The organism is uncultured Anaerococcus sp. (genome assembly GCF_937934665.1).
Lineage (GTDB): Bacteria > Bacillota > Clostridia > Tissierellales > Peptoniphilaceae > Anaerococcus.
The window spans coordinates 1-25,489 of record NZ_CALGYW010000102.1 but is presented as its reverse complement, the minus strand read 5'-3'; the positions used below and the strand labels follow the sequence as shown (position 1 = coordinate 25,489).

The 25,489-nt window shown below is 37.0% G+C and carries 19 protein-coding genes; 18 read left to right on the top strand and 1 reads right to left on the bottom strand.

The annotated features are described in order from the left end of the window. The first annotated feature begins 4 nt into the window (after window positions 1-4). From Q0410_RS05490 to Q0410_RS05455, 8 genes are all read left to right on the top strand, one after another. On the top strand, window positions 5-1,312 hold the full coding sequence (locus Q0410_RS05490) for a serine hydrolase (RefSeq protein ID WP_299034005.1): 1,308 nt from the start codon (window positions 5-7) through the stop codon (window positions 1,310-1,312). 20 nt (window positions 1,313-1,332) lie between these two features. Then, entirely contained in the window at window positions 1,333-2,226 is an 894-nt protein-coding gene (locus Q0410_RS05485) for an RluA family pseudouridine synthase (protein WP_299034002.1), read from the top strand. 150 nt (window positions 2,227-2,376) lie between these two features. Continuing rightward, window positions 2,377-3,339, top strand: coding sequence for a class II fructose-bisphosphatase (glpX, locus tag Q0410_RS05480; RefSeq protein WP_299033999.1), 963 nt, complete (start codon window positions 2,377-2,379; stop codon window positions 3,337-3,339). Window positions 3,340-3,594: 255 nt separating this feature from the next. Next, the gene (gene secA, locus Q0410_RS05475; protein ID WP_299033996.1) at window positions 3,595-6,324 is read left to right on the top strand and encodes a preprotein translocase subunit SecA; all 2,730 of its coding nucleotides are present in this window, start codon (window positions 3,595-3,597) and stop codon (window positions 6,322-6,324) included. Between the two features lies 1 nt (window position 6,325). Next, window positions 6,326-7,436, top strand: a protein-coding gene (gene prfB / locus Q0410_RS05470; protein ID WP_299033994.1) for a peptide chain release factor 2 whose coding sequence is annotated in 2 segments (ribosomal slippage) — window positions 6,326-6,400 and window positions 6,402-7,436 — 1,110 coding nt in all. Because the reading frame shifts where the segments join, the coding sequence is not laid out codon by codon here. 44 nt (window positions 7,437-7,480) lie between these two features. Next, window positions 7,481-8,566 carry a tryptophan--tRNA ligase gene (gene trpS, locus Q0410_RS05465; RefSeq protein ID WP_299033992.1) on the top strand — a complete coding sequence of 362 codons (1,086 nt, stop codon included), beginning with the start codon at window positions 7,481-7,483 and terminating at the stop codon, window positions 8,564-8,566. Window positions 8,567-8,569: 3 nt separating this feature from the next. After that, the gene (locus Q0410_RS05460; RefSeq protein WP_299033989.1) at window positions 8,570-9,868 is read left to right on the top strand and encodes a sodium-dependent transporter; all 1,299 of its coding nucleotides are present in this window, start codon (window positions 8,570-8,572) and stop codon (window positions 9,866-9,868) included. A 173-nt stretch (window positions 9,869-10,041) separates the two neighbouring features. Further along, the gene (locus Q0410_RS05455; RefSeq protein ID WP_299033986.1) at window positions 10,042-11,346 is read left to right on the top strand and encodes a sodium-dependent transporter; all 1,305 of its coding nucleotides are present in this window, start codon (window positions 10,042-10,044) and stop codon (window positions 11,344-11,346) included. 88 nt (window positions 11,347-11,434) lie between these two features. Here the strand turns inward: Q0410_RS05455 and Q0410_RS05450 are convergent, their stop codons facing one another. Continuing rightward, a complete protein-coding gene (locus Q0410_RS05450) occupies window positions 11,435-12,115 on the bottom strand; it encodes a phosphoribosylaminoimidazolesuccinocarboxamide synthase (RefSeq protein WP_299033984.1) in 681 nt (226 codons plus the stop codon). Window positions 12,116-12,299: 184 nt separating this feature from the next. Between Q0410_RS05450 and purE the strand changes: the two genes are divergently transcribed. From purE to Q0410_RS05400, 10 genes are all read left to right on the top strand, one after another. After that, the gene (purE, locus tag Q0410_RS05445) at window positions 12,300-12,779 is read left to right on the top strand and encodes a 5-(carboxyamino)imidazole ribonucleotide mutase (protein WP_299033981.1); all 480 of its coding nucleotides are present in this window, start codon (window positions 12,300-12,302) and stop codon (window positions 12,777-12,779) included. After that, window positions 12,776-13,816 carry a 5-(carboxyamino)imidazole ribonucleotide synthase gene (locus Q0410_RS05440; RefSeq protein ID WP_299033978.1) on the top strand — a complete coding sequence of 347 codons (1,041 nt, stop codon included), beginning with the start codon at window positions 12,776-12,778 and terminating at the stop codon, window positions 13,814-13,816. Before purE ends, Q0410_RS05440 begins: the two co-directional genes overlap by 4 nt. Next, a complete protein-coding gene (locus Q0410_RS05435; RefSeq protein ID WP_299033975.1) occupies window positions 13,809-17,471 on the top strand; it encodes a phosphoribosylformylglycinamidine synthase in 3,663 nt (1,220 codons plus the stop codon). The genes Q0410_RS05440 and Q0410_RS05435 overlap by 8 nt, the downstream gene beginning before the upstream one ends. Before the next feature lie 16 nt (window positions 17,472-17,487). Then, window positions 17,488-18,900, top strand: a complete 1,413-nt coding sequence (purF, locus tag Q0410_RS05430; protein WP_299033972.1) for an amidophosphoribosyltransferase — start codon at window positions 17,488-17,490, stop codon at window positions 18,898-18,900. After that, window positions 18,901-19,905 (top strand): phosphoribosylformylglycinamidine cyclo-ligase, encoded by a 1,005-nt coding sequence (gene purM, locus Q0410_RS05425; protein ID WP_299033968.1) that lies wholly within the window; start codon window positions 18,901-18,903, stop codon window positions 19,903-19,905. After that, on the top strand, window positions 19,902-20,465 hold the full coding sequence (purN, locus tag Q0410_RS05420; protein ID WP_299033965.1) for a phosphoribosylglycinamide formyltransferase: 564 nt from the start codon (window positions 19,902-19,904) through the stop codon (window positions 20,463-20,465). The genes purM and purN overlap by 4 nt, the downstream gene beginning before the upstream one ends. Then, on the top strand, window positions 20,462-21,982 hold the full coding sequence (purH, locus tag Q0410_RS05415) for a bifunctional phosphoribosylaminoimidazolecarboxamide formyltransferase/IMP cyclohydrolase (RefSeq protein WP_299033961.1): 1,521 nt from the start codon (window positions 20,462-20,464) through the stop codon (window positions 21,980-21,982). Before purN ends, purH begins: the two co-directional genes overlap by 4 nt. Before the next feature lies 1 nt (window position 21,983). Continuing rightward, entirely contained in the window at window positions 21,984-23,222 is a 1,239-nt protein-coding gene (purD, locus tag Q0410_RS05410) for a phosphoribosylamine--glycine ligase (RefSeq protein WP_299033958.1), read from the top strand. Window positions 23,223-23,228: 6 nt separating this feature from the next. After that, on the top strand, window positions 23,229-24,872 hold the full coding sequence (locus Q0410_RS05405) for a formate--tetrahydrofolate ligase (RefSeq protein WP_299033955.1): 1,644 nt from the start codon (window positions 23,229-23,231) through the stop codon (window positions 24,870-24,872). 102 nt (window positions 24,873-24,974) lie between these two features. Beyond that, window positions 24,975-25,382, top strand: coding sequence for a hypothetical protein (locus Q0410_RS05400; protein WP_299033952.1), 408 nt, complete (start codon window positions 24,975-24,977; stop codon window positions 25,380-25,382). Window positions 25,383-25,489 lie beyond the last annotated feature (107 nt).

Here is a 25,489-nt window from a genome sequence, read left to right as displayed (position 1 = left end):
TATTATGAAAAAGATATTTAAGATTTTTTGTACCTTTGCTTTGGTAAATCTCTTCCTAGTTGGATATTCCTTTGCAAACGATGATGAAAAAGTCCTAAAAGACGAACTTTATCAAGCTGTGAAAGATACTGTTGACGGAAAATTATTTTACCAGGTCAATATAAAAACAGTTTACGGACCTAGTGATATAGATATTTACATGGCAAATACAGATGATGATAAGTTGCCATCAGCATCTACCATCAAGCCCCTAATAGGCCTTACTATTTTAGATAGGGTAGAAAAGGGAGAGATGGCTTATACAGAAGATATAAGAAAGAATTTGGACCTAAGCCTTCGTTTGTCAGACAATGAAGCAACTAATAGGTTAATTGAAGCTCTTGGTGGTTTTGATAAGGTAAATTCTTATATAAGGACCCTTACCAAGAAAGATAGGACCAAGCTAAATAGGCTCATGCTTGCTAAGGGTAAAGAAAATACAGCAAACGCCAAAGACTTAAGCTTGGCCATGCTAGAAATTTATAAAAGTGATAGCAGGGTTGCAAGGGATATGGCTAAGTCTCTTTCTAATTCTTCTATGAAAAGAAGTAAACTTCTTAAAAATATAAACCCCAAGCTTGAAACAATGAATAAAACAGGTGAGCTTGAGTCTATTGAAAACGACCTGGCCTTTGTAAAGACTAAATCTCAAGGCTTTATCATAAGTCTTTTGACAGAAAATAATGGCTATATGGATACCTACAATCAAATCCTTCTTATAAATAAATTAGGAGAGAATGTAGTAAGATCTTATGAAGCATATGAAAAATCTTATGAAGCAAGAGAAAGAAATGAAAATAAAAAACTTATGGAGAGATTAAATACTCCAGAGAAAAAACTTGCCTATGCAGTTTTTACCAACCAAGTTTTTGTAAATGCAGGAGAAATTTTATTAGAATCTAGTTCTGAGGTAGTAGATGAGATAAGAGCAGATCTTTTAGAAAAGATGGGAGAGTCTGAAGAAATTTTAGAAAAGTCTAAAAAAACCTTGGCAAACTTTTCTAAAGAATCAATATCTAGTGAAGATGATTTTTTAGTTAACCTAGTAAGGCTTTTATATACAGATAAGGATATAAATTCTGAAATAAATAGGGATCTTGCCCTTGCTTTTTATAAAAATAAGGCTTCAGGAAAGGCTGGAGAAATTCTCTTAACTGATTCGCCAAGGAGAAGTCTAAATATTAGAAGTGGTCTTCTTAAAAATATCAAGACTTCAGAAGAAATCCTGGGTCAAACCCAAAAGTATTTTGCAAGGTTAAATGCAGAAAATTAAATTTCTCATATAATACTCTTATGATATTAATAGCAGATGACCTAATAAGAGTTGATAAATACATATCTGATGAACTTGATGAAATACCAAGGGAAAAGATAAAAGATTTTATCAAGTCTTCCTTAATAAAAGTTAATGACAAAAAAGTAAAACCATCGACTAAGCTAAAGATGGGCGATGAGATATTTATAGATGATTCTATTTTTGATGTGCCAGAAATCTTAGCAGAAGACATCCCACTAGAAATTGTCTATGAAAATGATGACTATGCTATAATTAATAAGCAAAAAAACCTCATAGTCCACCCGGCAGGATCCATTGTGACGGGGACTTTGGTAAATGCCCTTTTGTATAAGTATGGCTATGAAGGGTTATCACATATCGGTGGGGAAGATAGGACAGGTATAGTTCATAGGCTTGATAAGGATACGACAGGGCTTATAGTTATAGCAAAAAATAACGAGGCCTACCGTTATCTAAAAAAGCTTTTTGAAACCAGACAGGTAAGAAAGGAGTACCTGGCTATAGTTTTTGGAAATTTTATCCAGAAGTCAGGAAGGATTGAAAATTTTATGGACAGGGACCCTCACAATAGACGCAAGATGGCAGTACGCCCTTCTGGAAGAAAGGCAATCTCAGAATACGAAGTCCTAAACGAAGTAGAAGGTTTTAGCCTGGTTAAGGTTCACATCATAACAGGAAGGACCCACCAAATAAGAGTCCACATGACGGATTTAAATCACCCACTTCTGGGAGATCCCGTCTATGGAAATTTTAAACACAAATTTAACCTAGACCACCCACTTCTTCATTGCACCCACCTGGCCTTTACAGATAAGGAAGGGAAGGAAATGGTCTTTGACAAGGAAGTACCAGAAGAATTCGAAAAATATAAAAATATCCTAGGCTTATAGGAAATTTTGGCCCAGATAACTGGGTCTTTTTTTGTGGATTTATCTATAAATTAAGAAGAAAATGTCCCATAAAAAGCCTTGTCAAGACTATATTTTACGGTAATATGGTTTTATCAGACAAAGGTTTTCAAAAATAAATAAGGAGATAAGATGAATAGAGATCTAGGTATCAATTTATGTCGTGTAACTGAAGCAGCGGCCCTTGGTTCAGCAAAATATCTTGGCCAAGGCAAGAAAAATGATTCGGATAATATTGCAGTAGATCAAATGAGGGCAATGTTTTCATATCTTGGCATAAATGGCAAGGTTGTAATTGGCGAAGGAGAAATCGACGAGGCACCTATGCTTTATATAGGAGAGCAAATTGGTGATCCTAAGGCAGAAAACCAGGTTGATATAGCAGTTGACCCAATTGACGGCACAACTTCTCTTTCTAATGGTACAAGCAATTCTATTTCTGTAATAGCTGTAGCCCCAGAGGGTTGTTTATTAAATGCACCTGATGTTTATATGAATAAAATAGCTGCAGGACCAGAGGCTAAGGGAGTTATAGATATTAATAAGCCTGTCAAAGAAAATATTGAAAATGTAGCCAAGGCCCTTGGTAAAAAGGTTGGTGATGTGACAGTTTCTGTTCTTCACAGACCAAGGCATGAAAAATTAATCGAAGAAATAAGAGAAGCAGGAGCGAGAATTTCCATGGTAGAAGACGGAGATATCCTTACAGCCATCGCAACCTGTATTTCAAATGGCAAGATTGACCTAATTATGGGTGTTGGTGGTGCTCCAGAAGGGGTGATTGCAGCAGCAGCTCTTAAGTGTTTGGGAGGAGACTTCCAAGGAACCTTTGCTCCATCAGATTATAAGCAGGTTAAAAGATGCCTAAAGATGGGAGTTGACTTTGACAAGGTTTATAAGATAGAGGACTTGGTAAAGGGCGATGACGTATTATTTGCGGCTACAGGCATAACTGACGGGTCTCTTCTAAAGGGAGTTTCTTTTATGAATAATAATATGGCATCAACCCATTCTCTTCTTTTAAGACTACCAAGTGGTACCATCCGTTATATAGATTCTGTTCACAAATTAGATCAAAAGTTAGATCAAAAATAGCTTTCTTAAAAGTCCTAAGTAAAATTAGGGCTTTTTTATGTTAAATTTGCCTTAAGTTAGGAAAACAGATTGAATTAAGGAATAAAATCTATTATAATGTATAGTGGATTATAATCATTATCGATTTATTTTACGAAATTATTAGTAAATTTTATATGGAAAAAATAACCTGCCAAGTTTGGCTTGATTAACTATATCTGATTGAAATTTTGTATAATAAGGGTAGGATAAGTGAAGAATTGGAAGGTGAATAATTTGGCATTATTTAATTTATTTAAGTCATTTAGTCAAAAGGAAATCGAAGAAAATAAAAAAACTGTCGATAAGATCTTAGCACTAGATGAAGATATGCAAAAGTTAAGTGACGAAGACTTACAACATAAAACAATAGAATTTAAAGAAAGATTAAAAAACGGTGAAACCCTTGATGACCTCTTAGTAGAGGCCTTTGCTGTAGTTAGAGAAGCAAGTGATAGGGTACTAGGCATGAAGCACTATCCAGTGCAACTTTTAGGTGGTATTGTACTACATAATGGTCAGATAGCTGAAATGAAGACAGGTGAAGGTAAAACTCTTGTAGCAACCCTTCCTTCTTATTTAAACGCCCTATCTGGCAAGGGAGTACACATAGTAACAGTAAACGACTACCTAGCCAAGCGTGACCAAGAGTGGATGGGAAAAGTTCACACCTGGCTTGGTCTAACAGTAGGTTGTATTATTTATGGACTTACAAATAGTGAAAGAAGAGAAAACTATAACGCAGATATTACTTATGGTACAAATAACCAATTCGGTTTTGACTACCTAAGAGATAACATGGTTATCTATAAGGAAGATATGGTTCAACGTGGCTTAAACTACTCTATAGTAGATGAGGTTGACTCAATCTTAATAGATGAGGCAAGGACTCCACTTATAATCTCAGGTCAAGGGGATGAATCAACTGACACCTACCAAAAGGCAAATGAATTTATCCAAACTCTTGAAGGTAGAATCTTAGATCCTAACGAAGATGCTGATATTGACCCATTTGACAGAGAATTTAAGGTAGAAGATGTAGACTTCCTTGTAGATGAGAAGAGAAAATCATCAAATCTTACAGAAAAGGGAACAAAAAAGGCTGAAGAATTTTTTGGTATAGATAACTTATCTGATACAGAAAACCTAGAATTATTTCACTATATCAACAACGCTCTTAAGGCAAATACTACAATGACAAGGGATATTGACTATGTAGTAAACCATGGTGAAGTTGAAATCGTAGATGAATTTACAGGTCGTATCATGCAAGGTCGTCGCTTCTCAGATGGTCTTCACCAAGCGATAGAGGCTAAAGAAGGTGTAGAAGTTAAGGCAGAAAGTAAAACACTTGCTACAATTACCTTCCAAAACTACTTTAGAATGTATGATAAATTATCAGGTATGACCGGTACTGCTAAGACTGAGGAAGACGAGTTTGACGAAATCTACAAACTAGACGTTGTAGAAATCCCAACTAACAGACCAGTACAAAGAGAAGATGATAATGACCATGTTTATATAAATGAACGAGGTAAATTTAACGCTATTATTAATGAAATAAACAAGGTCCACGCTACAGGTCAACCAATCCTTGTAGGTACTATATCAATTGAGGCGAGTGAAAGACTTTCAGATGCCCTTAAAAAAGCTGGCATAAAACATACAGTATTAAATGCTAAAAACCACGAAAGAGAAGCAGAAATTGTTGCTCAAGCAGGTCGTCTTGGTGCAGTTACAATTGCAACAAACATGGCCGGCCGTGGTACAGATATTACCCTTGGTGGTAACGTAGACTTTATGGCTAAGCAAAAACTTAGAAGAGAGGGAGTTTCTGAAGAATTAATCGAAGAAGTTGACTCATTCTCAGCTACAGATAACCAAGAAATAATCGATGTTAGAAAGAAATTTAGACACTATAAGGATCAATTTAGACCAGAAATTAAGGCAGAAGAAAAAGAAGTTATAGCTGCTGGAGGTCTATATATCATAGGTTCTGAAAGACACGAGTCAAGACGTATAGACAACCAGCTTAGGGGTCGTTCAGGACGTCAAGGAGACCCAGGTAAGTCAAGATTCTTTATCTCTCTAGAAGATGATCTAATCAGACTTAACGGTGGTGAAGCTGTTGCAAAATTTGTTGAAAAGGCAGACTTTGACGAAAATGAACCAATAGTATCTAGGATGGTTTCAAGATCTATAGAAAAAGCTCAAACAAGGGTAGAAGCAAATAACTTTGCTACAAGAAAAAGAGTCCTTCAATATGACGACGTCATGAACAAGCAAAGAACAATCATCTACAACGAAAGACGTGAAGTTCTTATGGGCGAGGATATGAAGGAAACAATTGTAGATATGATCAAGGAAGTTATAAAAGATGCAGTTTATACCTTCACAAATCCAGAAGTTAAGCCAGAAAATTGGGAAATGACAGCCCTACTTAACTACCTAAATGGACTTGGTATACCTGTAACCCAACTTCACTTTGAAAATATCAACTCCTACACCCAAGCTAACCTAGTTGACTATATTACAGAAGCAAGTCTTGCTAAATACGAAGATAAGGAAGCAACTTTCGGTCCTGAAAGTATGAGGGAAGTTGAAAGAGTTATCCTTCTAAGAGTTATAGATCAGAAATGGATGGACCACATAGATGCCATGGATCAAATGCGTAAGGAAATCGGAGTTAGGGCAATGGGCCAAGAAGACCCAGTAAGAGCCTACACCAACGAAGGTTTTGATATGTATGAAGAAATGACCAAGGCTATCCAAGAAGATACTGTTAGATACATGATGAATGTAGAAATCAGACAAAATATCAGAAGAAAACAAGTTCTAGTTCCTGAAGAAGCAAGCCACGAAGATATAAAAGGCCCTTCTACAGATGAAGAAGACTACGAAGGCCTAAACAGGGCGGAACGTAGAAGACTAGAACGTGAAGCTAAGAAATCAAATGTAAAGAAGTAATATGAGAGAAATATTTGAACTAAAAGAAGAAATCAAAGATCTCTTAGAAACTTTAGCCCTAGTCGGAGATAGTCTTTGACCCGGCTGGGCTAAAAAAAGAAATAGACGACCTTCAAAAAGAGTCAATCTCCCCAAATTTTTGGGATGACTCTGATAAGGCTTCATCTGTGATGGCAACTCTTTCTGATAAGAAAGAAGATTATAAAGCCTATACAGATATAAAAAAGGCCATAGAAGATAACAAGGACTTAATAGACCTTGTGGAATTAAGCGATGAAGAAGAGCTTGATACTCTTGAAGAGATAGATAAAAATCTAAAAACTATAAAGAAAAACCTAGCAAGTCTAAAACTAAAGACCCAGCTAAATGGAGAGTATGACAGAAATAATGCCTACCTATCTATAAATGCGGGTGCAGGTGGACTTGAAGCGACAGACTGGGCTGATATGCTCTTTAGGATGTATACTAGATATTGTGAAAATAGAGGTTTTAAGGTTGAGGTAAAGGACTTAAACAATGAGGAAGCAGGTGGAATTAAATCTGTTACCCTCCATGTTAAGGGACCCTATGCCTACGGTTATCTAAAGGGTGAAAAGGGCGTTCACAGGCTAGTAAGGATCTCACCTTTTGATAGCCAGTCAAGACGTCACACTTCTTTTTCTTCAGTAGATATATTCCCTGAATTAGATGAGGATACAACAGTAGATATAGATCCATCAGACTTAAGGATTGATACCTACAGGGCAAGTGGGGCAGGAGGCCAGCACGTAAATAAGACTGACTCTGCAGTTAGGATTACCCACATACCAACAGGAGTAGTTGCAACAAGCCAGGCTGAAAGAAGCCAGATACAAAATAGGGAAACTGCTATGAACCTCCTTATTTCAAAGCTGATTCAGATAAAAGAAGAAGAGAAAAAAGAAAAAATAGAAGATATCCAAGGCAAATATTCTCAAATTGCCTGGGGTAGCCAAATAAGATCTTACGTCTTCCAACCATACACCATGGTAAAAGACCATAGGACAAACTATGAGATGGGAAATGTAGAAGCAGTGATGGATGGTGACATCCAAGGCTTTATAGATTCTTATCTAGCAGGAAATAAAAATTAATAGGGAAGCTTTAGCTTCCCCTTTTTAAATAAAAAGGAGAAATTATGGGAGATATAATTTTAACAGGAGATAGGCCAACAGGTAGACTGCACCTAGGTCATTATGTAGGTAGTCTAAAAAACAGGGTAAAGATGCAAAATGAAGGCTTTTATGATAAGATGTATGTCATGATTGCAGATAGCCAGGCTCTTACAGATAATTTTGACAATCCAGGCAAGATTCGTGAAAACCTTATCGAAGTAGCTCTTGACTACCTAAGTGTAGGAATTGATCCAGAAAAGGTTAGTATCTTTGTCCAATCCCAAGTGGCAGAGCTTACTGAACTTACCTTTTATTTTCTAAACCTAGTTACTCTTTCAAGGCTTGAGAGAAACCCAACTGTCAAGACTGAAATAAAGCAAAAGTCATTTGAAACAAGCCTTCCAGCAGGATTTTTAATTTATCCAGTAAGCCAAGCTGCAGATATTTTGCTTTTTGATGCCAACATTGTCCCAGTTGGAGAAGACCAGGAACCTATGTTAGAGCAGGCAAGAGAACTTGCTAGAAGTTTTAACAATATCTATGGAGAGACTTTCCTAGAGCCAAAGGCTGTTTTACCTGAGTCAAAAATGGCTCGTCGTATGCCAGGCATAGATGGGGCAGCTAAGATGAGTAAATCTTTAGGAAATGCAATTTATCTAGCAGATGATAAAAAAACAGTTAAGAAAAAAGTCATGGCCATGTACACAGATCCAGACCATATAAATATTGACGATCCTGGCAAGATCGAAGGCAATATTGTCTTTACCTACCTAGATGTCTTTGCAAATGATAGTCACTTTGAAAAATATTTACCTGACTATAAAAACCTCGATGAATTAAAAGCCCACTACCAAAGGGGAGGGCTTGGAGATGTTAAGTGCAAGAAGTTTTTAATTAAGGTCTTAGAAGAAGAACTTGAACCAATTAGAGCTAGACGTGCTCATTATGAAAAAGATATAGCAGAGGTTTTTGAAATATTAAGACGCGGCACAGAAGATGCTAGAAATAAGGGAGCTAAAAAGATTAACCAGGTTAAAAAAGCCATGGGTATCGACTATTTTGAAGATGAGTCCCTTATAAAAGAAATCCAGGAAAAATATAAGGACTAGCCTATGAAGCTACCAAAAACAAAATCGAAGACTATCTTCGTCCTGGCCGCCACAGGATCGGCGGTTGGTATGGCCAATGTTTGGGGTTTTCCTTATAAGTTTCACAAGGGTGGGATATTCTTTCTGATATTTTATTTGATCTTTATCTCACTTTTCTCCTATGTTGGCCTTTCTAGCGAATTTGCTGTTGGTAGGCTAGGAAAGGGTTCAGTTGTAAAATCTTATGAAAAAGCTATTAAGACAGGTCACCCAAAGTCTAAACTTGCCAAATACTATGGATATTTGCCGCTTATAATTTCACTTATAATAGCTGTGGGTTATACCATCATAGTCTCTTACGTGGCCAAGGCTCTGGTAGATACTATAAATGGAACCCTCCTTATGAACCCACCTGCAGTCTGGTTTGAAGAATTTTCTTCAAGATCCTTTGCTGTTATGGAAATCCATCTTTTGATAATTGTAATGGTAGTTTTAATAAGTTTGGGTGGTTTTAAATCAGTTCAAAAGTTAAACTCAGTTTTGATGCCATCCATGATTTTAATCTACCTAATAGTTTTATTTAAGATGTTAACGCTTCCAAATATTGGAGAAGGTTATAAGTTGCTTTTTAGGTTTGACTTAAAAGACTTTAATATTGGCACAGCAATTTCTGCCATGGGGGATACCTTATTTGCCCTGTCAATTACTGGTTTTGGCATGATTTTTGTAGGCAGAATGCTTACAGATGACCACGACATAGTCTCAAACTCTGCTCTAACAGGTTTATTTGATACTATTGTTGCACTTTTGTCAGCCTTTATTATAGTACCTAGTATTGTAGTTTTCTCTATGGCCAATGCTGAAGGTCCCGCCCTGATTTTCCACATTCTTCCTAGTATATTTAACTCAATGAAGGTTGGAAGGGGCTTTGCAGTTTTATTTTACATGGCGATAATTATGGCAGGGATGACATCGCTTCAAACTATCTTCGAATCGATTGCCCATACCCTTAACCAGGAATTTAAAATAAATGATAAGACAGCCCTTATTTTGGTTGGGACCACAGTCCTACTTTTGGGTGTAGATCTCCATCCCCTTGCTAGGTGGTCTAATCTAATGGATATTACTATATATTACCTAATCCCACTTGGGGCCATGCTCGGTGCTGTGGTTTGGTTTTATATAATGGACCCAAAGGTTCTTTTAAAGGAGATAAATTTGGGGGCTAAGAAGAAAAAAACATCAAATTTTATAAGCTTAGGTAAATACCTTTATACTCCACTTGTAATAGTGGTTTGCCTAGCTTCAATTTTATTTCATTAAAATTTACTCTTACAAGGATAGGTTTATAAAAATTTCTATATTTTTAGAGGGGAACTTATCTTTGTAAGAGTTTTTTTCTTGATTTATTTGAAAAATGGGTTATAATTAGATTATGCTTTAAAGCGATATACCGAAAAAGAAAATAATGGATATTAATAAATAAGGAGAAAATAATGAATAAATTTAGTTCAAAACTTGGATTTATCCTAACGGCCGTAGGCTCTGCTGTTGGCATGGCCAATGTCTGGGGATTTCCATACAAATTTCAAAGAGGGGGTCTAGTCTTTCTCTTAGCTTACATAATTTTTATAAGTCTTTTCGCTTATTGTGGTCTTGCTAGTGAGTTTGCAGTTGGTAGGTATGCTCAAACAGGAACCCTAGGTGCCTACCACAAGGCTTTTAAAAGTCGTAAAGAAGATACTGTTATAGGTAAGTTTATTGGATATATTCCACTTATTGGCTCTTTATTAATCGCTATAGGTTATGCTGTAATAGTTGCCTACGTATTAAAAGCCTTAATTGATTCTTTAAGTGGGGTGCTTTTGACAGCTGATACTACAAGCTACTTTGATAGCTTTTCCCTAAAGTCTTACTCAGTTGTGCCTTACCACTTTTTTATCATAGCTATTACCCTAATTTCCTGTATAGGTGGAGCATCTACAATTGAAAAATCTAATAAAATTATGATGCCTGCCTTTTTTGTACTTTTTGTAATCCTTGCTATAAGGATAGCGGCCCTTCCAAACGCTATAGAGGGCTATAAGTATATGTTTAGGTTTGATAAAGAGATGTTATCTTGGGGAACAATTCTAGAGGCCATGGGCCAGGCGTTCTTCTCCTTATCTGTTACAGGATCGGGAATGCTTGTAGTTGGTGCCTACCTTGATGATGATGAGGATATAGTTTCTTCATCTAAGATGACAGGCTTCTTAGATACCATGGCAGCTATGATTGCATCCTTTGTAATGATTCCTGCAATTATTGTCTACAACATGGACCAGGCAGGGGGACCTGGATTACTTTTCCAAGTCCTACCTACAATTTTACAAGATATGGCAGCAGGAAGGATTTTTGCCATTATTTTATACGTAGCAGTTGTATTCGGCGGTATATCATCCCTACAAAATATGTTTGAAGTAGTAGCAGAATCACTTATGCAAAGACATCCAAAATTAAAACGTAATATGGTTTTAGTTTTAATCGGAATCGTAGTTTTTGCTATTGGTGTAAATATGGAAACGATAAGCAGGTGGGGACCATTTATGGACTTTATTTCAATCTACGTAATCCCAATAGGGGCAATGATTGGTGCTGTAACATGGTTTTGGATATTAAAGAAGGATAAACTTCTAGGTGCAATTAACCTTGGTTCTAAGAAAAAATATGGTGACACTTGGTATAAGCTAGGTAAATTTGTATATGTACCCCTTGCTGTTATCCTTTGCGCAATAGCGGTAATTTTTAGAATATCATTTTAAGAGTAAAAAAGGCGGATTTAAGATGCGCTTTTTTTAAAAATTTTTTCAAAAAAATCCCTCTTGGAAATTTTCCAAAAGGGATTATTTTTTAGTCAAGGACCATTTCTGTAAGTCTAAGTGGTTCGATGTATTCATCACCCTTGTAGACTCTCATGTTTCCTCCAGATATTTCATCTATTAGGATTATTTTTCCGTTTTCGTCAAGTCCAAATTCTAGTTTTATATCATAAAGGTCAAGACCTTTTTCTTTTAAGATATCGCGGATTAGGCCGCAAATCTCTTTTGTAAGTCTTTTTAGCTCTTCGTATTGGTCGTTTGTTGCGATTTTTAACGCATCTAGGCAGTCTTTAGAAATTGTAGGGTCGCCTGCTTCATCGTCTTTGATTGTTATTTCAAAAAATCCATCAAGATCGGCGCCTTCTTCTATGTATTTAGCGTATCTTCTATAAAAAGAACCCACTGCCTTATACCTACATATAAATTCAAGACCCTTGCCAAAAACCCTAGCTTTTTTAACTTCCATTGTATTTTCTTCTACATTTGATTTTACATAGTGGGTTGGGATATTTTTTGAGTTTAGTTTATTAAAGAAAAATTCTGTAAGTCTAAGACCAGCATTTCCTGCTCCAGCTATTGATAGACCAACTTGGTTTTCGCCTGGATCAAAGACTCCGTCCTTGCCTGTAACATCGTCTTTAAATTTCATTAAGATGTTGCCGTTTTCTAATTCGTAGATATCTTTTGTCTTGCCTTTGTAAATTAAATTCATTATTTTCTCCTTATTTATCTTACAATAATGATATAATACTTATGACTTTCTTACAAATAAATTTTATTTACATAGGAAAATTTGTCAAGTTGAGATTTAAAAATTTAATTTCACATTTACCATTGAAAAAATTTTTAAAATAGATATACTAATTTTGTAGTATAAGAAAAGATAAGGAGTTAAAATGTCAAAAATAGCTGTCATAATGGGTTCAAAATCTGACTACAAGACTATGAAAGAGTGTTGTGCTATACTTGATAAGTTTGGTATAGACTACGACAAGAGGGTTGTTAGCGCGCACAGGACACCTGAATTAATGGTTGACTTTGCGAAAAACGCTAAAGATAACGGCTACAGTCTAATAATAGCTGCAGCAGGTGGAGCTGCACATTTGCCAGGTATGATTGCTGCGTCAACTACTTTACCTGTAATTGGTGTCCCAATTAAATCATCCACCCTAAACGGCGTAGACTCGCTTCTTTCGATTGTACAAATGCCATACGGTGTACCAGTTGCAACCATGGCTATAGGTGAGGCAGGAGCTAAGAACGCTGCTATTTGTGCCCTTTCAATTCTTGCTATTAACGATGAAAAATTAGCAGAAAAATACAGGGACTTTAAAATTGAATTAGAAAATATAGTAAAGGAAGATATGAAAATATGATCAAGACTATATTACCCAAAAGCACTATCGGTATAATCGGTGGCGGCCAACTTGGAAGGATGCTCGCTATGAGCGCAAAGGAAATGGGCTACAAGGTAGCAGTTTTAGATCCAGGAGAGGACGCATGCGCAAAGAAATTTGCGGATTATTTTATCCATAGTGCTTTTAATGTATACGAAAATATTGAAAAACTATGCGAGATGAGTGATGTTGTTACTTTTGAATTTGAAAATATTGACATAGAATCTTATAAAAAATTAGAAAATAAGTATAATTTTGTCCAATCTTCAAGACTTTTAGAAATTAGCCAGCATAGGCTAAAGGAAAAAGAATATGCTAGAAGTCTTGGTATACCAACTGTTAAATACTTTGATGCAAACAAGGACGATTACGATATAAATGGTAAATACGTAATGAAAACCACAAGGTTTGGCTATGACGGTAAGGGGCAAAAAATTATTTCTTCAAATGAAGAAGTAGAAAAAGATACCATCCTTGAAGAGATGCTAGACCTTGATAAGGAAATATCAGTAGTTGCTGTAAAAGATATTGAGGGAATCGAGATAGTAGCTGTAGTTGAAAACGAACACAGAGAAAACATCCTCTATAGGTCAAATATTCCAGCTCATGTTACAAAAGACCAAGAAGCTAAGGCTATCGATTATACAAAGAGGATCCTTGCTGACAACGACTATTACGGAGTTCTTACAGTTGAGTATTTTATATCAAATGGGGAAGTGATTTTCAATGAAATAGCACCAAGAGTTCATAACTCTGGTCATATTACCCAAGAATCTGCAACAAAGTCTCAATTTAGGGCTCATATAGAGGGTATTTGCGGCCTTAAGGTAGGAAAAATCGAAAATAGAGAAGCAACTTTATATAATATCCTTGGCCAAAATGAAGAATATTTTATAAATTTAATAACAAAAAAACAAGGCTACCTTCACTTATACGAAAAGGAAGCTCACCATAACAGGAAAATCGGTCACATGAACTTTTTAGGAAGTGTATATCTGGAGGACGACTTTGAATAAGAGAATATTTGTACAAAAAAGACCTGCCTATGACAGGGAAAGTGAAAATTTAAAAGCCCTTTTTAATAGGGACTTTGACCTTGACTTAAAAAATGTTAATACCTATGTAATCTATGACCTTTATAATATCAGTGAAAACCTATATGAAAAGGCTAAAACAAGAGTTTTTTCTGAAGTAATGACAGATGAGGTTTTTGAAGAGCTTGACCTTAATGGCAAAATCTACATAGCCTACGAAACTCTCCCAGCCCAATACGACCAAAGGGCAGATTCGGCCAGCAAGGCTCTAAGGCTTATTGACGATAAGGCAGATGTCTTAGTAAGGGCAGGAAGACTTGTAGTATTAGATGGGGAAGTTTCAGAGGAAAAACTAAAAGAAATTAAAAAATACCTTATAAACCCAATCGAATCTAGCGAAAAAGACCTATCTAAAATGGACTTTGCTATTGATTCTAAAATGAAGCCTTTAAAGGATTTAACAGGCTTTAGGGAATACGGAAAAAAAGAATTAGAAGAACTCATAAAAGACCTATCCCTTGCCCTAGATTTAGAAGATTTGGAATTTATCCAAGATCATTATAAAAAAGAAGATAGGGACCCAAGTGAAACAGAAATCTACGTCCTAGACGTATTTTGGTCTGACCACTGTAGGCACACAACTTTTGAAACAAGCCTTGATGAGGTAAATATAAATTCAAAAATTTTCCAAAAAGAAATGCAAGATGCCTTTGATTATTATATAAGACTAAGGAAAGAGCTTGGCATCACCAAGCCAATTAGACTTATGGACATGGCCTCAATTTTTGGCAAGTACCACACCAAGGTTTTGGGTGATACCAATATCGAGGTAAGTGAAGAAATAAACGCCTGCTCGTTTTTTACTGAAATAGAAAATAAGGGCGAGAAGGAAAAGTGGCTTATCCAATTTAAAAACGAAACCCACAACCACCCTTCAGAAATCGAGCCTTTTGGTGGAGCATCAACCTGTATAGGTGGAGCCATAAGAGACCCACTTTCAGGTAGGTCCTATGTTTACCAGGCAATGAGGGTTTCAGGGGCTGGCAATATCCTAGAAAAAAGAGAAGAAACCCTTGCCAACAAGCTCCCACAAATAGAAATATCTAAGGGCAAAGCTTTAGGAAACTCATCTTATGGTAACCAAATCGGGCTTGCAACTACTTTTGTAAGAGAAATCTACGACCCATCCTACGTTGCAAAAACCATGGAAGTTGGAGCAGTTGTAGGAGCTGTAAAAGACGGCGATTATAAGAGAGAAGAGCTTGTCCCTGGTGATATAGTAGTAATGATTGGTGGCAGAACAGGCCGTGATGGTATCCAAGGGGCTTCAGGTTCTTCTGTAATTCACGATGACTCTTCCCTTACAACAGCATCAAGCCAAGTTCAAAAGGGAAATCCTGTGGAAGAGAGAAAAATCCAAAGACTCTTTAGAAAGCCAGAAGTTACAAGACTTATCAAAAAATCAAACGACTTTGGTGCAGGTGGTGTATCTGTAGCCATAGGTGAGCTTTCAGAAGGTATAGAAATATTCCTTGATAGGGTTAAAACCAAATACAAGGGACTAAACCCAACAGAAATAGCCATCTCTGAATCTCAAGAAAGAATGGCGGTAGGTATTAATAAAAAAGACTACGAGGCCTTTGTAAAAGAATGTGAAAAAGAAAACCTAGAATACGTTCACGTTGCAAACATAACCGACAAGAACCGTCTAGAAATGTATTATGAAGACGAAAAAATCGTAGACTTTAGCGCAGAGTTTTTAGCAACAGCAGGTGTCAGAAAACACGCCAAGGCAGACCTTGTTGATAATGTAAGAGAAAATCCATTTGTTAAAAAAGAAGTGACCAAAGAAGCAATCCTTGATGAGCTAAAAGACCTAAACGTTACCAACCAAAAGGGTATGGCCTCTATGTTTGACTCATCTGTTGGTGCCCAAACTGTAATGATGCCTTTTGCTGGTAAGGAAAGGATAACTCCAGTCCAAGCCTCTGTTGCAGCTATTCCTACCCTATATAGTACACCAGATACAGCGACTATTTTATCATATGGATTTATACCAAAGATTTCAAAATACTCACCATTTTTATCAAGTATATATGCAGTCCTAGAATCTGTGGCAAAAGTTTATGCAGTAGGTGGAAATAGGGAAGATTTATACTTCTCCTTCCAAGAGTACTTTAAAAAACTTTTAGATGATCCTAAAAAATGGGGCAAGGTGACCCAGGCCATGCTAGGTTCTGTTATAGCCCAAAGAGAAATCGGTAGACCTGCAATAGGTGGTAAAGACTCCATGTCAGGATCTTTTAACGACCTAGATGTAGTTGAAACCCTAATTTCCTTTGCTTGTACACCTGTAAAAATAGAAGACGTAATTACTCCAGACCTTAAAAAGATTGGTAACAAGTTATATATCCTAGAGATTGAAAAGGATGAAAAAGGCTATCCAAATCTTAAAAGCGCCATGGATGAATTTGATAAATTAAACTCTTATATAAAGGATAAAAAGGTTGTTTCAGCCTATGTCCAAGACTTTGGTTCAGTTTCCGCATCTTTAATCAAGATGGCTCTTGGAAATAAATTAGGATTTACAATAAACTATGACAAGGCCCTTGACTTTAACCCTTGCTCAATCGTTATTGAAGCAAATACTGATTTAGACTTTAAGGAAATCGGTAAGGTTAGCGAAGAAATTTCTATAAATGGCATTGAAATTAAGCTTGATGAGGCTCGAAAAGCCTATATGTCAACCTTAGAGGAAATCTATCCAACCTACTACAACAAAGAGGAAGGTAAGGTTGAAAACCTAGTATCAGAGAAAACTGAAAATATCTATTATAAAGAAAAGATAGACGAGGTTAGGGTAGTAATTCCAGTATTCCCTGGAACAAACTCAGAATATGATACTCAAAAGGCCTTTGAAGAAGCCGGTGCATTTGTAAGGCAAGTAGTCTTTACAAATACCAAAGAAGACGACATTAAAAATTCTATAGATGAATTTGTAAGAGAGATTAAAGAATCTCATATCATAGCCTTCCCTGGTGGATTTTCTGCTGGAGATGAACCAGATGGGTCAGCTAAGTTTATAGTAAATATCCTTAAAAATGACAAGGTCAAAAAAGCAATTCATGACCACCTTGCAGATAAAAGATTAATCCTAGGTATCTGTAATGGCTTCCAGGCCTTAATAAAATCAGGACTTCTTCCATATGGAAAGATAAGAGATCTAGGAGAAGATGACCTAAGTCTGTTTAGAAATGTAGGCTTTAGACATATATCAGATACAGCTATTACAAGAGTAGCATCAACTAAGTCACCATGGACCCAAGGTTTTGAAATTGGTGACCTCCATGAGTTAGTATTTAGCCACGGCGAGGGAAGACTTGTTGGAAACAATATAGAAAAATTCAAACATCTTGCAGCCTTCCAATATGTGGATAACGATGGAGATGCGACCCTAAATGGTAAATACAATCCAAATGGATCAGCATACGCTATAGAAGGTATGGTTAGCGAAGACGGTCTAATCTTAGGCAAGATGGGCCATTCAGAAAGGTCATATAAGACCCTTTATAAAACCAATTCCTTAAAGGATAGGCAAGACATATTTAAAAATGGTGTAGAATATTTTACCAGATAGATTTTAAGGAGTAAGGATGTTTGGAATTTGGAATATAGAGAAGGCACCTAGTGTTGCCTTCTACGCCCTTCACGCCCTCCAACATAGGGGACAACAGGGGGCAGGAATCGTATCAACTGAAAGAACAAGGCTTAGGGGATACAGAAATGTAGGCCTTTTAGCAGACGTATTTAAAGATAATGGAAAACTTACAAAAATAGATGGTACTTCCGCCTTGGGTGCTCTTTGGTACTCAAGCGGCTCTTCCACCAACGTTCAAAATATAGAGCCCCTCTTATATAAATTTAATGACGGCCACCTAGGTATAGCTATGAATGGTAATTTAGTAAATGCCAAGTGGCTAAGGGCAGAGCTTGAAGATAGTGGGGCAGTTTTTCACTCAGCTAGTCATGCAGAAATAATCATGCATTTAATAAGACGTTCTAGAAAGGAAAGTATTGAAGAAAGATTTAAAGAAGCTTTAAATAAGCTTAAGGGATCTTTTTCAGTGATGCTTTTAACCCAAGATGCCCTATTTGGAGCAGTTGATAAGCATGCTACAAGACCACTAGTCCTTGGCAAACTCGGGGATTCTTATGCTATAGCTTCAGAATCCTGTGCCCTAAATGTAATAGGGGCAGACTTTTTAAAAGACATACGTGCAGGAGAGATTATAAAAATTGATGATACAGGTTATAAAATAGAAAGCTTTTGTGAGCCTTCTAATATAGCCATAGAATCCATGGAATATATTTATTTTGCAAGACCTGACTCAACTATACTTGGGAAAAACGTCCACATAGTTAGAAAAAACACAGGCAGGGTTCTAGCAAAAGAATATCCTGTAGAGGCAGACATAGTAGTAGGTGTTCCAAACTCTTCCCTATCTCTTGCAACAGGTTATGCAGAAGAGATTGGCCTACCATATGAAATGGGACTTATCAAAAACCAATATATAGGAAGGACCTTTATCGAGCCTTCCCAAAAGCTTAGGGATATAGCTGTGAAGATGAAATTATCAGCCCTTTCTGACGTTGTTAGAAATAAGAGGGTAATCCTCCTTGATGATTCAATCGTAAGGGGAACTACCTCTAAAAGAATAATAACCATGCTAAAAAAGGCAGGAGCAAGCGAAGTCCACCTAAGGATAGGTTCTCCAGAAATAGTCTTTCCTTCTTATTCAGGTATAGATATGAAAAAATCTAAAGAGCTAATAGCAGCTAACCTAACCAAGGATGAGCTAAGTGATTTAATTGGAGCAGACAGCCTAGAATTTATATCAGTAGAAGGATTAAAGGAAGCTGTTGGCTTTGACTTTGATAGTCCAAACAATGGAATTTCTCTTGATATTTTCACAGGAAATTATGTAGAGGGTCTTGGTGATTATAAGGAAGAATTTGAAGCGGAACTTACAGATATACAGAAGGAAATTTTAAATAAAGGGGAGTAAATGAGCGAGAAATATAAGGCGGCAGGTGTAAGCCTAAATGCCGGTTATGAATCAGTTGAGAGAATAAAAAAACACGTAGAATCTACCAAAAACAAGGGCATGATGGATATGATCGGTAGCTTTGGTGGGGCCTTTGACCTAGCGGCTTACGGTTTTAAAAATCCAGTCCTAGTAAGCGGTACAGATGGAGTTGGCACAAAACTTAAACTTGCCTTTGACATGGATAAGCACGATACAATTGGTATTGATGCTGTAGCCATGTGTGTAAATGATATTTTAGCCCAAGGTGCTATTCCACTTTTCTTTTTAGACTATATTGCCTGTGGCAAAAACGACCCAATCCAAATAGAAGCTATAGTAAAGGGTGTAGCAGATGGTTGTAGACAATCAGGAGCCGCCCTTGTAGGTGGAGAGACTGCTGAGATGCCAGGTTTTTATAAGGAAGGTGAGTACGACATAGCAGGTTTTGCTGTGGGAGCTGCCGAAAAAGAAGATTTAATAAATCCAGAAAACACCAAGCCAGGTCAAGCTGTTATAGGGATTCCTTCTTCTGGCTTTCACTCAAATGGATTTTCTCTAATTAGAAAAGTTTTATCTGATGAAAATATAAGTCTAGATCAAAAATTTAACAGTGAAAGTCTTGGCGAAGCTCTTTTAAGACCTACAAGAATCTATGCCAAAGAAGTAAAGACCATCCTTGAAAATGTGAAGGTAGCAGGTATTTCTCACATAACAGGTGGGGGCTTTATAGAAAACTTACCAAGAGCTTTAAAAAAAGGTCTGGGTATGAAAATTTATAGGGATTCTTATGAAGTGCCGGAAATCTTTAACTTTATCGAAGAAAAGGGTAAGATTGACCACGATGAGATGTACCAAGTCTTTAACATGGGAGTGGGCCTTGCAGTAATAGTTGATGATAAAGACAAGCAAAAAGTCCTTGACTTAGTTGATGATGCCTTTATCTTTGGAGAAGTAATAGATGAGGAAGGAATAACCCTTCTATGAAAAAAATAGGTATATTTGCCTCAGGAACTGGCACAAATTTCGAGGCTATAGCAAGTTCTGATGAGATAAAAAACCTTGCTGATATAAAAATCATGGTTTGCGATAAGCCAGGAGCTAAGGTAATAAAAAGGGCAGAAGACAAAAATATAGAGACCTTTGTCTTTAATCCAAAAGATTATGAAAATAAAAGAGCCTACGAAAAAGAAATCTTAGAAAAGGTAAAAGACCTAGACTATATCTTTCTAGCAGGCTATATGAGGATTTTATCTAAAGATTTCCTAGAAAAATTCCCAGGCAAGGTTATAAATATTCACCCGTCCCTCCTTCCCAAATATAAGGGCATAGAATCTATAAAAAGAGCCTATGAAGCAGGGGAAGAGTACATAGGTGTAACTATCCACTATGTAAACGAAGAAATAGACGGAGGAGAAATCCTTGCCCAAGATCAGTTTAAGGTTGATTATAAAAAAAGCCTAGATGAAATAGAAAATGAAGTGCACAATATCGAGCACAAACTTTATATAAAGACTGCAGCAAAAATCCTAAAGGGGGAAAAATGAAAAAAGCTTTAATAAGTGTTAGTGATAAAAAAGGTGTGGCAGAATTTGCTAAGGGCCTTGTAGCAAATGGTTTTGAGGTAATCTCTACAGGTGGGACATTAAAACACCTAAGAGATAGTGGAGTTAACTGTCTTTCTATAGAAGACTATACAGGTTTTCCAGAAATCTTAGAAGGTAGGGTAAAAACCCTCCACCCAAAAGTACACGGTGGCCTTCTTTCAAAAAGAGATAATGAAAGCCATGTAGCTCAACTTAAGGAAAATGACATAGACTATATAGATCTTGTTTGTGTAAATCTTTATCCTTTCGCAGAAACCCTTGCTAAAGAAGGTGTTAGCCATGATGAAATAATCGAAAACATCGATATAGGTGGTCCTTCTATGCTAAGGTCTGCAGCTAAAAACTATAAGTTTGTAACAGTAGTGACAGATAAAAACGACTATGGAACAATCCTTAGAGAATTAGAGGAAAATGGAGAGACAAGCCTTGAAACAAGACAAAAGCTTGCAGGAAAAGTTTTCAATAAAACTGCCCAATACGACTCTCTAATCGCTTCTTATTTTAATGAACAAGATGGTGATAAGGCTGAAACTTTAAGTCTAACCTACAAGCTAGAAGATGAACTAAGGTATGGGGAAAATCCTCACCAAAAAGCAGCCTTCTACGTATCAGATGAGGATGTTTCTTATGCCCTAAGAGATTGCGAGCAGCTTCACGGCAAGAAAATGTCCTACAACAATATCCAAGATGCCTCAGCTGCCCTTGATATCTTACAAGAGTTTGACGAAACTGTATGTGTTGGCCTAAAACACATGAATCCATGTGGGGTTGCCACAGGTAAGACTGTTTATGAAGCCTGGACTCGTGCCTTTGAAGCAGATCCTGTTTCAATCTTTGGTGGTATTGTTGCAATTAACGGCACAATTGACAAGGCTACTGCAGAAAAAATGCACGAAATTTTCTTAGAAATTATCCTTGCCTACGATTACGAAGACGAGGCCCTAGAAATCTTAGAAAAGAAGAAAAACGTAAGAATTTACAAGATTCCAAAGAAAACTGACAAAAATCCTAAATTAATAAAATCTGTAAGGGGCGGTATCCTAGTCCAAGACTACGATGACAAGGTTTATGAAAAACTAGAAACAGTTACAGAGACAAGGGTCAGTGAAGAAGACCTAAAGGACCTAGAATTTGCCTACAAGATTGTAAAACACGTTAAGTCAAATGCTATCCTTCTTGCAAAAAATGGCCAAACTGTAGGAGTTGGTGCAGGTCAAATGAACAGGGTAGGGGCAGCTGAGATTGCCTTTAAACAAGCAGGCGATAAGGCCAAGGGTGCTGTCCTTGCATCAGATGCTTTCTTCCCATTTAGGGACAGTGTTGATGAGGCTGCAAAACATGATATAGCTGCCATTATCCAACCAGGTGGATCTATAAGAGATAAAGAATCAATCGACGCTTGTAATGAAAACGACATAGCCATGGTATTTACTGGCATGCGCCACTTTAAACATTAATATGGCAAGGGTCCTAGTTGTAGGAAATGGCGGCAGGGAGCATGCCATTTCCGATAAATTATATAGGGAAGGCCACGACATTTTTATGCTGGGAGAAAATCCTGGTGTGGCCAAATTTGGGACATGCATAACTTGCGAAAATGACAAGCTTCCAAGTTTTTGTAAGGAAAATGAAATAGATTTGGTCTTTGTAGGTCCAGAAGCATATTTAGTTGAAGGGATTGTAGACCTTTTAGAAAAAGAAGACATCAGAGTCTTTGGCCCAAATAAGGCTGCTGCTATCCTTGAGGGGTCAAAGGCCTTTGCCAAAGATTTGATGAAAAAATACGACATACCAACTGCATCCTATGAGACTTTTACATCATACGAAAAAGCCATGGCCTACATTGAGAAATCAAACTTTCCACTTGTAATCAAGGCTGACGGCATAGCTGCTGGTAAGGGAGTAATCATTGCCAAAAATCTTGAAGAAGGCAAGGAAGCTCTCAAAGAGATTATGGTCGACCAGAAATTTAAAGAGGCAGGTGCCTCTGTCGTAATAGAAGAATTTCTCGAGGGCGAGGAATTTTCTCTCCTTGCCTTTGTGTCAGGCGATAAAGTTATGCCAATGAAGGTCGTCCAAGACCATAAGAGAGCCTTTGATGGTGACTGCGGACTAAACACCGGTGGCATGGGCGTTTATATGCCTATTAGGGATATAAGTGATTCTGACATAGAGGAAGCCTTAGAAAAGATTGTAAGGCCAACAGCTGCCGCTATGATTAAGGAAGGTCGTCCTTTTAAGGGAATTTTATTTGCAGGGCTTATGAAAACTAAGGACGGAGTAAAAACTATAGAATACAACGTCCGTTTTGGAGATCCAGAAACAGAAATCATCCTGATGGACATGGAAACAAGCTTATATGACTTAGCAGAGGCGGTCCTTGAGGAAAGAGAAATTGAAATAAAATGGAAGGATAAGTCTTATATAGGAGTTGTTCTTGCATCAAAGGGTTATCCTGAAAGTTATGAAAAGGGATTTGAGATAGAAGGCCTTGCCGGTCTTGATTCAAAAGTATTCCATATGGGTACAAAAGAAACTGACGGTAAGATTGTAACAAATGGTGGCAGAGTTTTAATTGTATGTGCTGAAGGAGAAACTTTAGCAGAAGCAAGAGAAGCCGCCTATAAGGACATAGAGAAAATCAAGTGCGATAATCTTTTCTACAGGAAAGATATAGGACATTTATCATTAAAGTGAGGGAAAATGAAGACTGATTACGAAATTTCGCTAGAAGCTAAAAAAGAAAATATTGAAGACGTTGCAGCAAAAATTGGCATAGAAGCTGATAAATTAATAAAATATGGGGACTACAAGGCTAAGATAAAAAGAGATGGCTTTGATAACCTATCAGAAAACCTAGTTTTAGTTACTTCTATAAACCCAACCTCATCTGGGGAAGGTAAGTCAACTGTAACTGTAGGTCTATCTGACGGGTTAAATAAAATCGGCAAAAAATCAACAGTAGCCCTAAGGGAACCATCTTTTGGACCGGTTTTAGGTAGAAAGGGTGGAGCAACAGGTGGAGGCTTTGCCCAAGTTGTGCCAATGGAAGAGATCAACCTTCATTTTAATGGAGACTTCCACGCTATCACATCTGCCCACAATGCCATTATGGCCCTAATAAATAACCACATCTTCCAAGGAAATGAACTTGGTTTTAAGGAAGTTTTATTTAACTACGTTATGGACATGAACGAAAGGGCCCTTAGAAGGGTTAAAATTAACGCAAATAAAAAAGACGAGAGAGATTCTTCCTTTGATATCACAGTTGCTAGTGAAATCATGGCTATTTTATGCCTTGCAGAAGATTTAGAAGACTTAAGATCAAGAATTGGCGATATCATGATAGGTTATAACCAAGAAGACGAACCAATTTTTGTAAAAGACCTAAAGATTGAGGGGGTAATCGTAGCAATCCTTAAAGATGCCCTAAATCCAAACCTAGTTCAATCTCTTGAAAATAATCCAGCCATTATCCACGGTGGTCCTTTTGCAAATATTGCCCACGGCTGTAACTCAGTTATAGCAACAAAAACAGCCCTCAAATATTCTGACTATGTAATCACAGAAGCAGGCTTCGGGGCAGACCTTGGTGCAGAAAAGTTTTTAGATATCAAATGTAGGGTATCAGGCCTAAGACCAAAGGCAGCAGTAGTTGTTGCTACAATTAAGGCTCTTAAACTTCACGGTGGGGTTGACGAAGCAAATCTTACAGAAGAAAACTTAGAAGCCCTAAAAGAAGGTGTTAAAAACCTTGAAAAGCATGTCGAAAACATGAAAAAATACAACCTACCAGTAATAGTTGCCCTTAATGAATTTGTGACAGACACAGAAGCTGAAATTAAATTCATGGAAGAGTGGGCTAAGGAAATGGGGGTAGAATTCTCCCTAACCCAAGTATGGGCAAAAGGTGGAGAAGGTGCAGTTGACCTTGCAGAAAAACTTGTAAAACTAGTAGAAGGAAATAAAGAAGAACTCAAACTTCTTTACGAAGACGACCTATCTACAGAAGAAAAAATAAACACCATTGCCAAGGAAATTTACGGAGCAGCTAAGGTTAATTTCGCAGATGAAGCAAGGGAAGTTTTAGAAAAAATTGACGACTTAGGCTACAGAAATTTCCCGGTTTGCATGGCCAAAACTCCAGCATCTCTAACAGATGATGGCAAAATCAAGGGCAGACCAGAAGGCTTTGAAATCACAGTTTCTGATATAAAAATCAATACAGGAGCAAGATTTATAGTTGCCTACCTAAACAAAGTCCTAACCATGCCAGGCCTACCAAAACATCCAAATGCTTTGGAAATAGACATAGATGAGAATGAAAATATAATCAATTTATACTAAAAAACACAAGCGGCTCCGGCCGCTTTTTTCGTGAAAAGTGATTTAGGAAATCCTTTTTTTGATTTGTGATATAATGAAGTTATCAAGACAAAGGAGGACAGTATGAAAAAGTTTTTATTAATTTGTGCCTTGGCTCTTGCTTTTACAGGATGCAATAAGGATGCTAATTTAGATCATGGTGTAAAAATAAGCGAGGCTAAGACAGATGTAGATGTAGTTGAATATTTTGGAGAAGAAAAGCTTTTAGATCTTGCTTACAATACTTATTCTCTCGAAGGACTTGACACAGAAAAGCTAAAAATGAACTTATTTTCTATAAAAGATGGCGAAATTTTTGATGTTGCAAGCGGACCTGTGAATGCAACAAAGCCAAATGCTTTAATAGGCCTAGGTTTTGACGAACAATCTTATACCTTATTTAGGATAGATGGTGAGGAAGTAAAAATGCATCAAGATTTAAGGCGGATTATTCTATTGACAAAGACGTATTTAAGAAAACTTATTGGATAAATCAGGGGGATATTAAGGATAAGGACTCAACTATCCTATTTGTTGGTATGTCCAAGGATGATAAGGATATTGATATAAAAAATATCACAAAAGAAGACCTTAAAAAA

Coding starts and splice junctions, on each gene's coding strand:
- Q0410_RS05490 (WP_299034005.1), top strand. CDS start 5: ATGAAAAAGATATTTAAGATTTTTTGTACCTTTGCTTTGGTAAATCTC.
- Q0410_RS05485 (WP_299034002.1), top strand. CDS start 1,333: ATGATATTAATAGCAGATGACCTAATAAGAGTTGATAAATACATATCT.
- glpX (WP_299033999.1), top strand. CDS start 2,377: ATGAATAGAGATCTAGGTATCAATTTATGTCGTGTAACTGAAGCAGCG.
- trpS (WP_299033992.1), top strand. CDS start 7,481: ATGGGAGATATAATTTTAACAGGAGATAGGCCAACAGGTAGACTGCAC.
- Q0410_RS05460 (WP_299033989.1), top strand. CDS start 8,570: ATGAAGCTACCAAAAACAAAATCGAAGACTATCTTCGTCCTGGCCGCC.
- Q0410_RS05455 (WP_299033986.1), top strand. CDS start 10,042: ATGAATAAATTTAGTTCAAAACTTGGATTTATCCTAACGGCCGTAGGC.
- Q0410_RS05450 (WP_299033984.1), bottom strand. CDS start 12,115: ATGAATTTAATTTACAAAGGCAAGACAAAAGATATCTACGAATTAGAA.
- purE (WP_299033981.1), top strand. CDS start 12,300: ATGTCAAAAATAGCTGTCATAATGGGTTCAAAATCTGACTACAAGACT.
- Q0410_RS05440 (WP_299033978.1), top strand. CDS start 12,776: ATGATCAAGACTATATTACCCAAAAGCACTATCGGTATAATCGGTGGC.
- purF (WP_299033972.1), top strand. CDS start 17,488: ATGTTTGGAATTTGGAATATAGAGAAGGCACCTAGTGTTGCCTTCTAC.
- purM (WP_299033968.1), top strand. CDS start 18,901: ATGAGCGAGAAATATAAGGCGGCAGGTGTAAGCCTAAATGCCGGTTAT.
- purN (WP_299033965.1), top strand. CDS start 19,902: ATGAAAAAAATAGGTATATTTGCCTCAGGAACTGGCACAAATTTCGAG.
- purH (WP_299033961.1), top strand. CDS start 20,462: ATGAAAAAAGCTTTAATAAGTGTTAGTGATAAAAAAGGTGTGGCAGAA.
- purD (WP_299033958.1), top strand. CDS start 21,984: ATGGCAAGGGTCCTAGTTGTAGGAAATGGCGGCAGGGAGCATGCCATT.
- Q0410_RS05405 (WP_299033955.1), top strand. CDS start 23,229: ATGAAGACTGATTACGAAATTTCGCTAGAAGCTAAAAAAGAAAATATT.
- Q0410_RS05400 (WP_299033952.1), top strand. CDS start 24,975: ATGAAAAAGTTTTTATTAATTTGTGCCTTGGCTCTTGCTTTTACAGGA.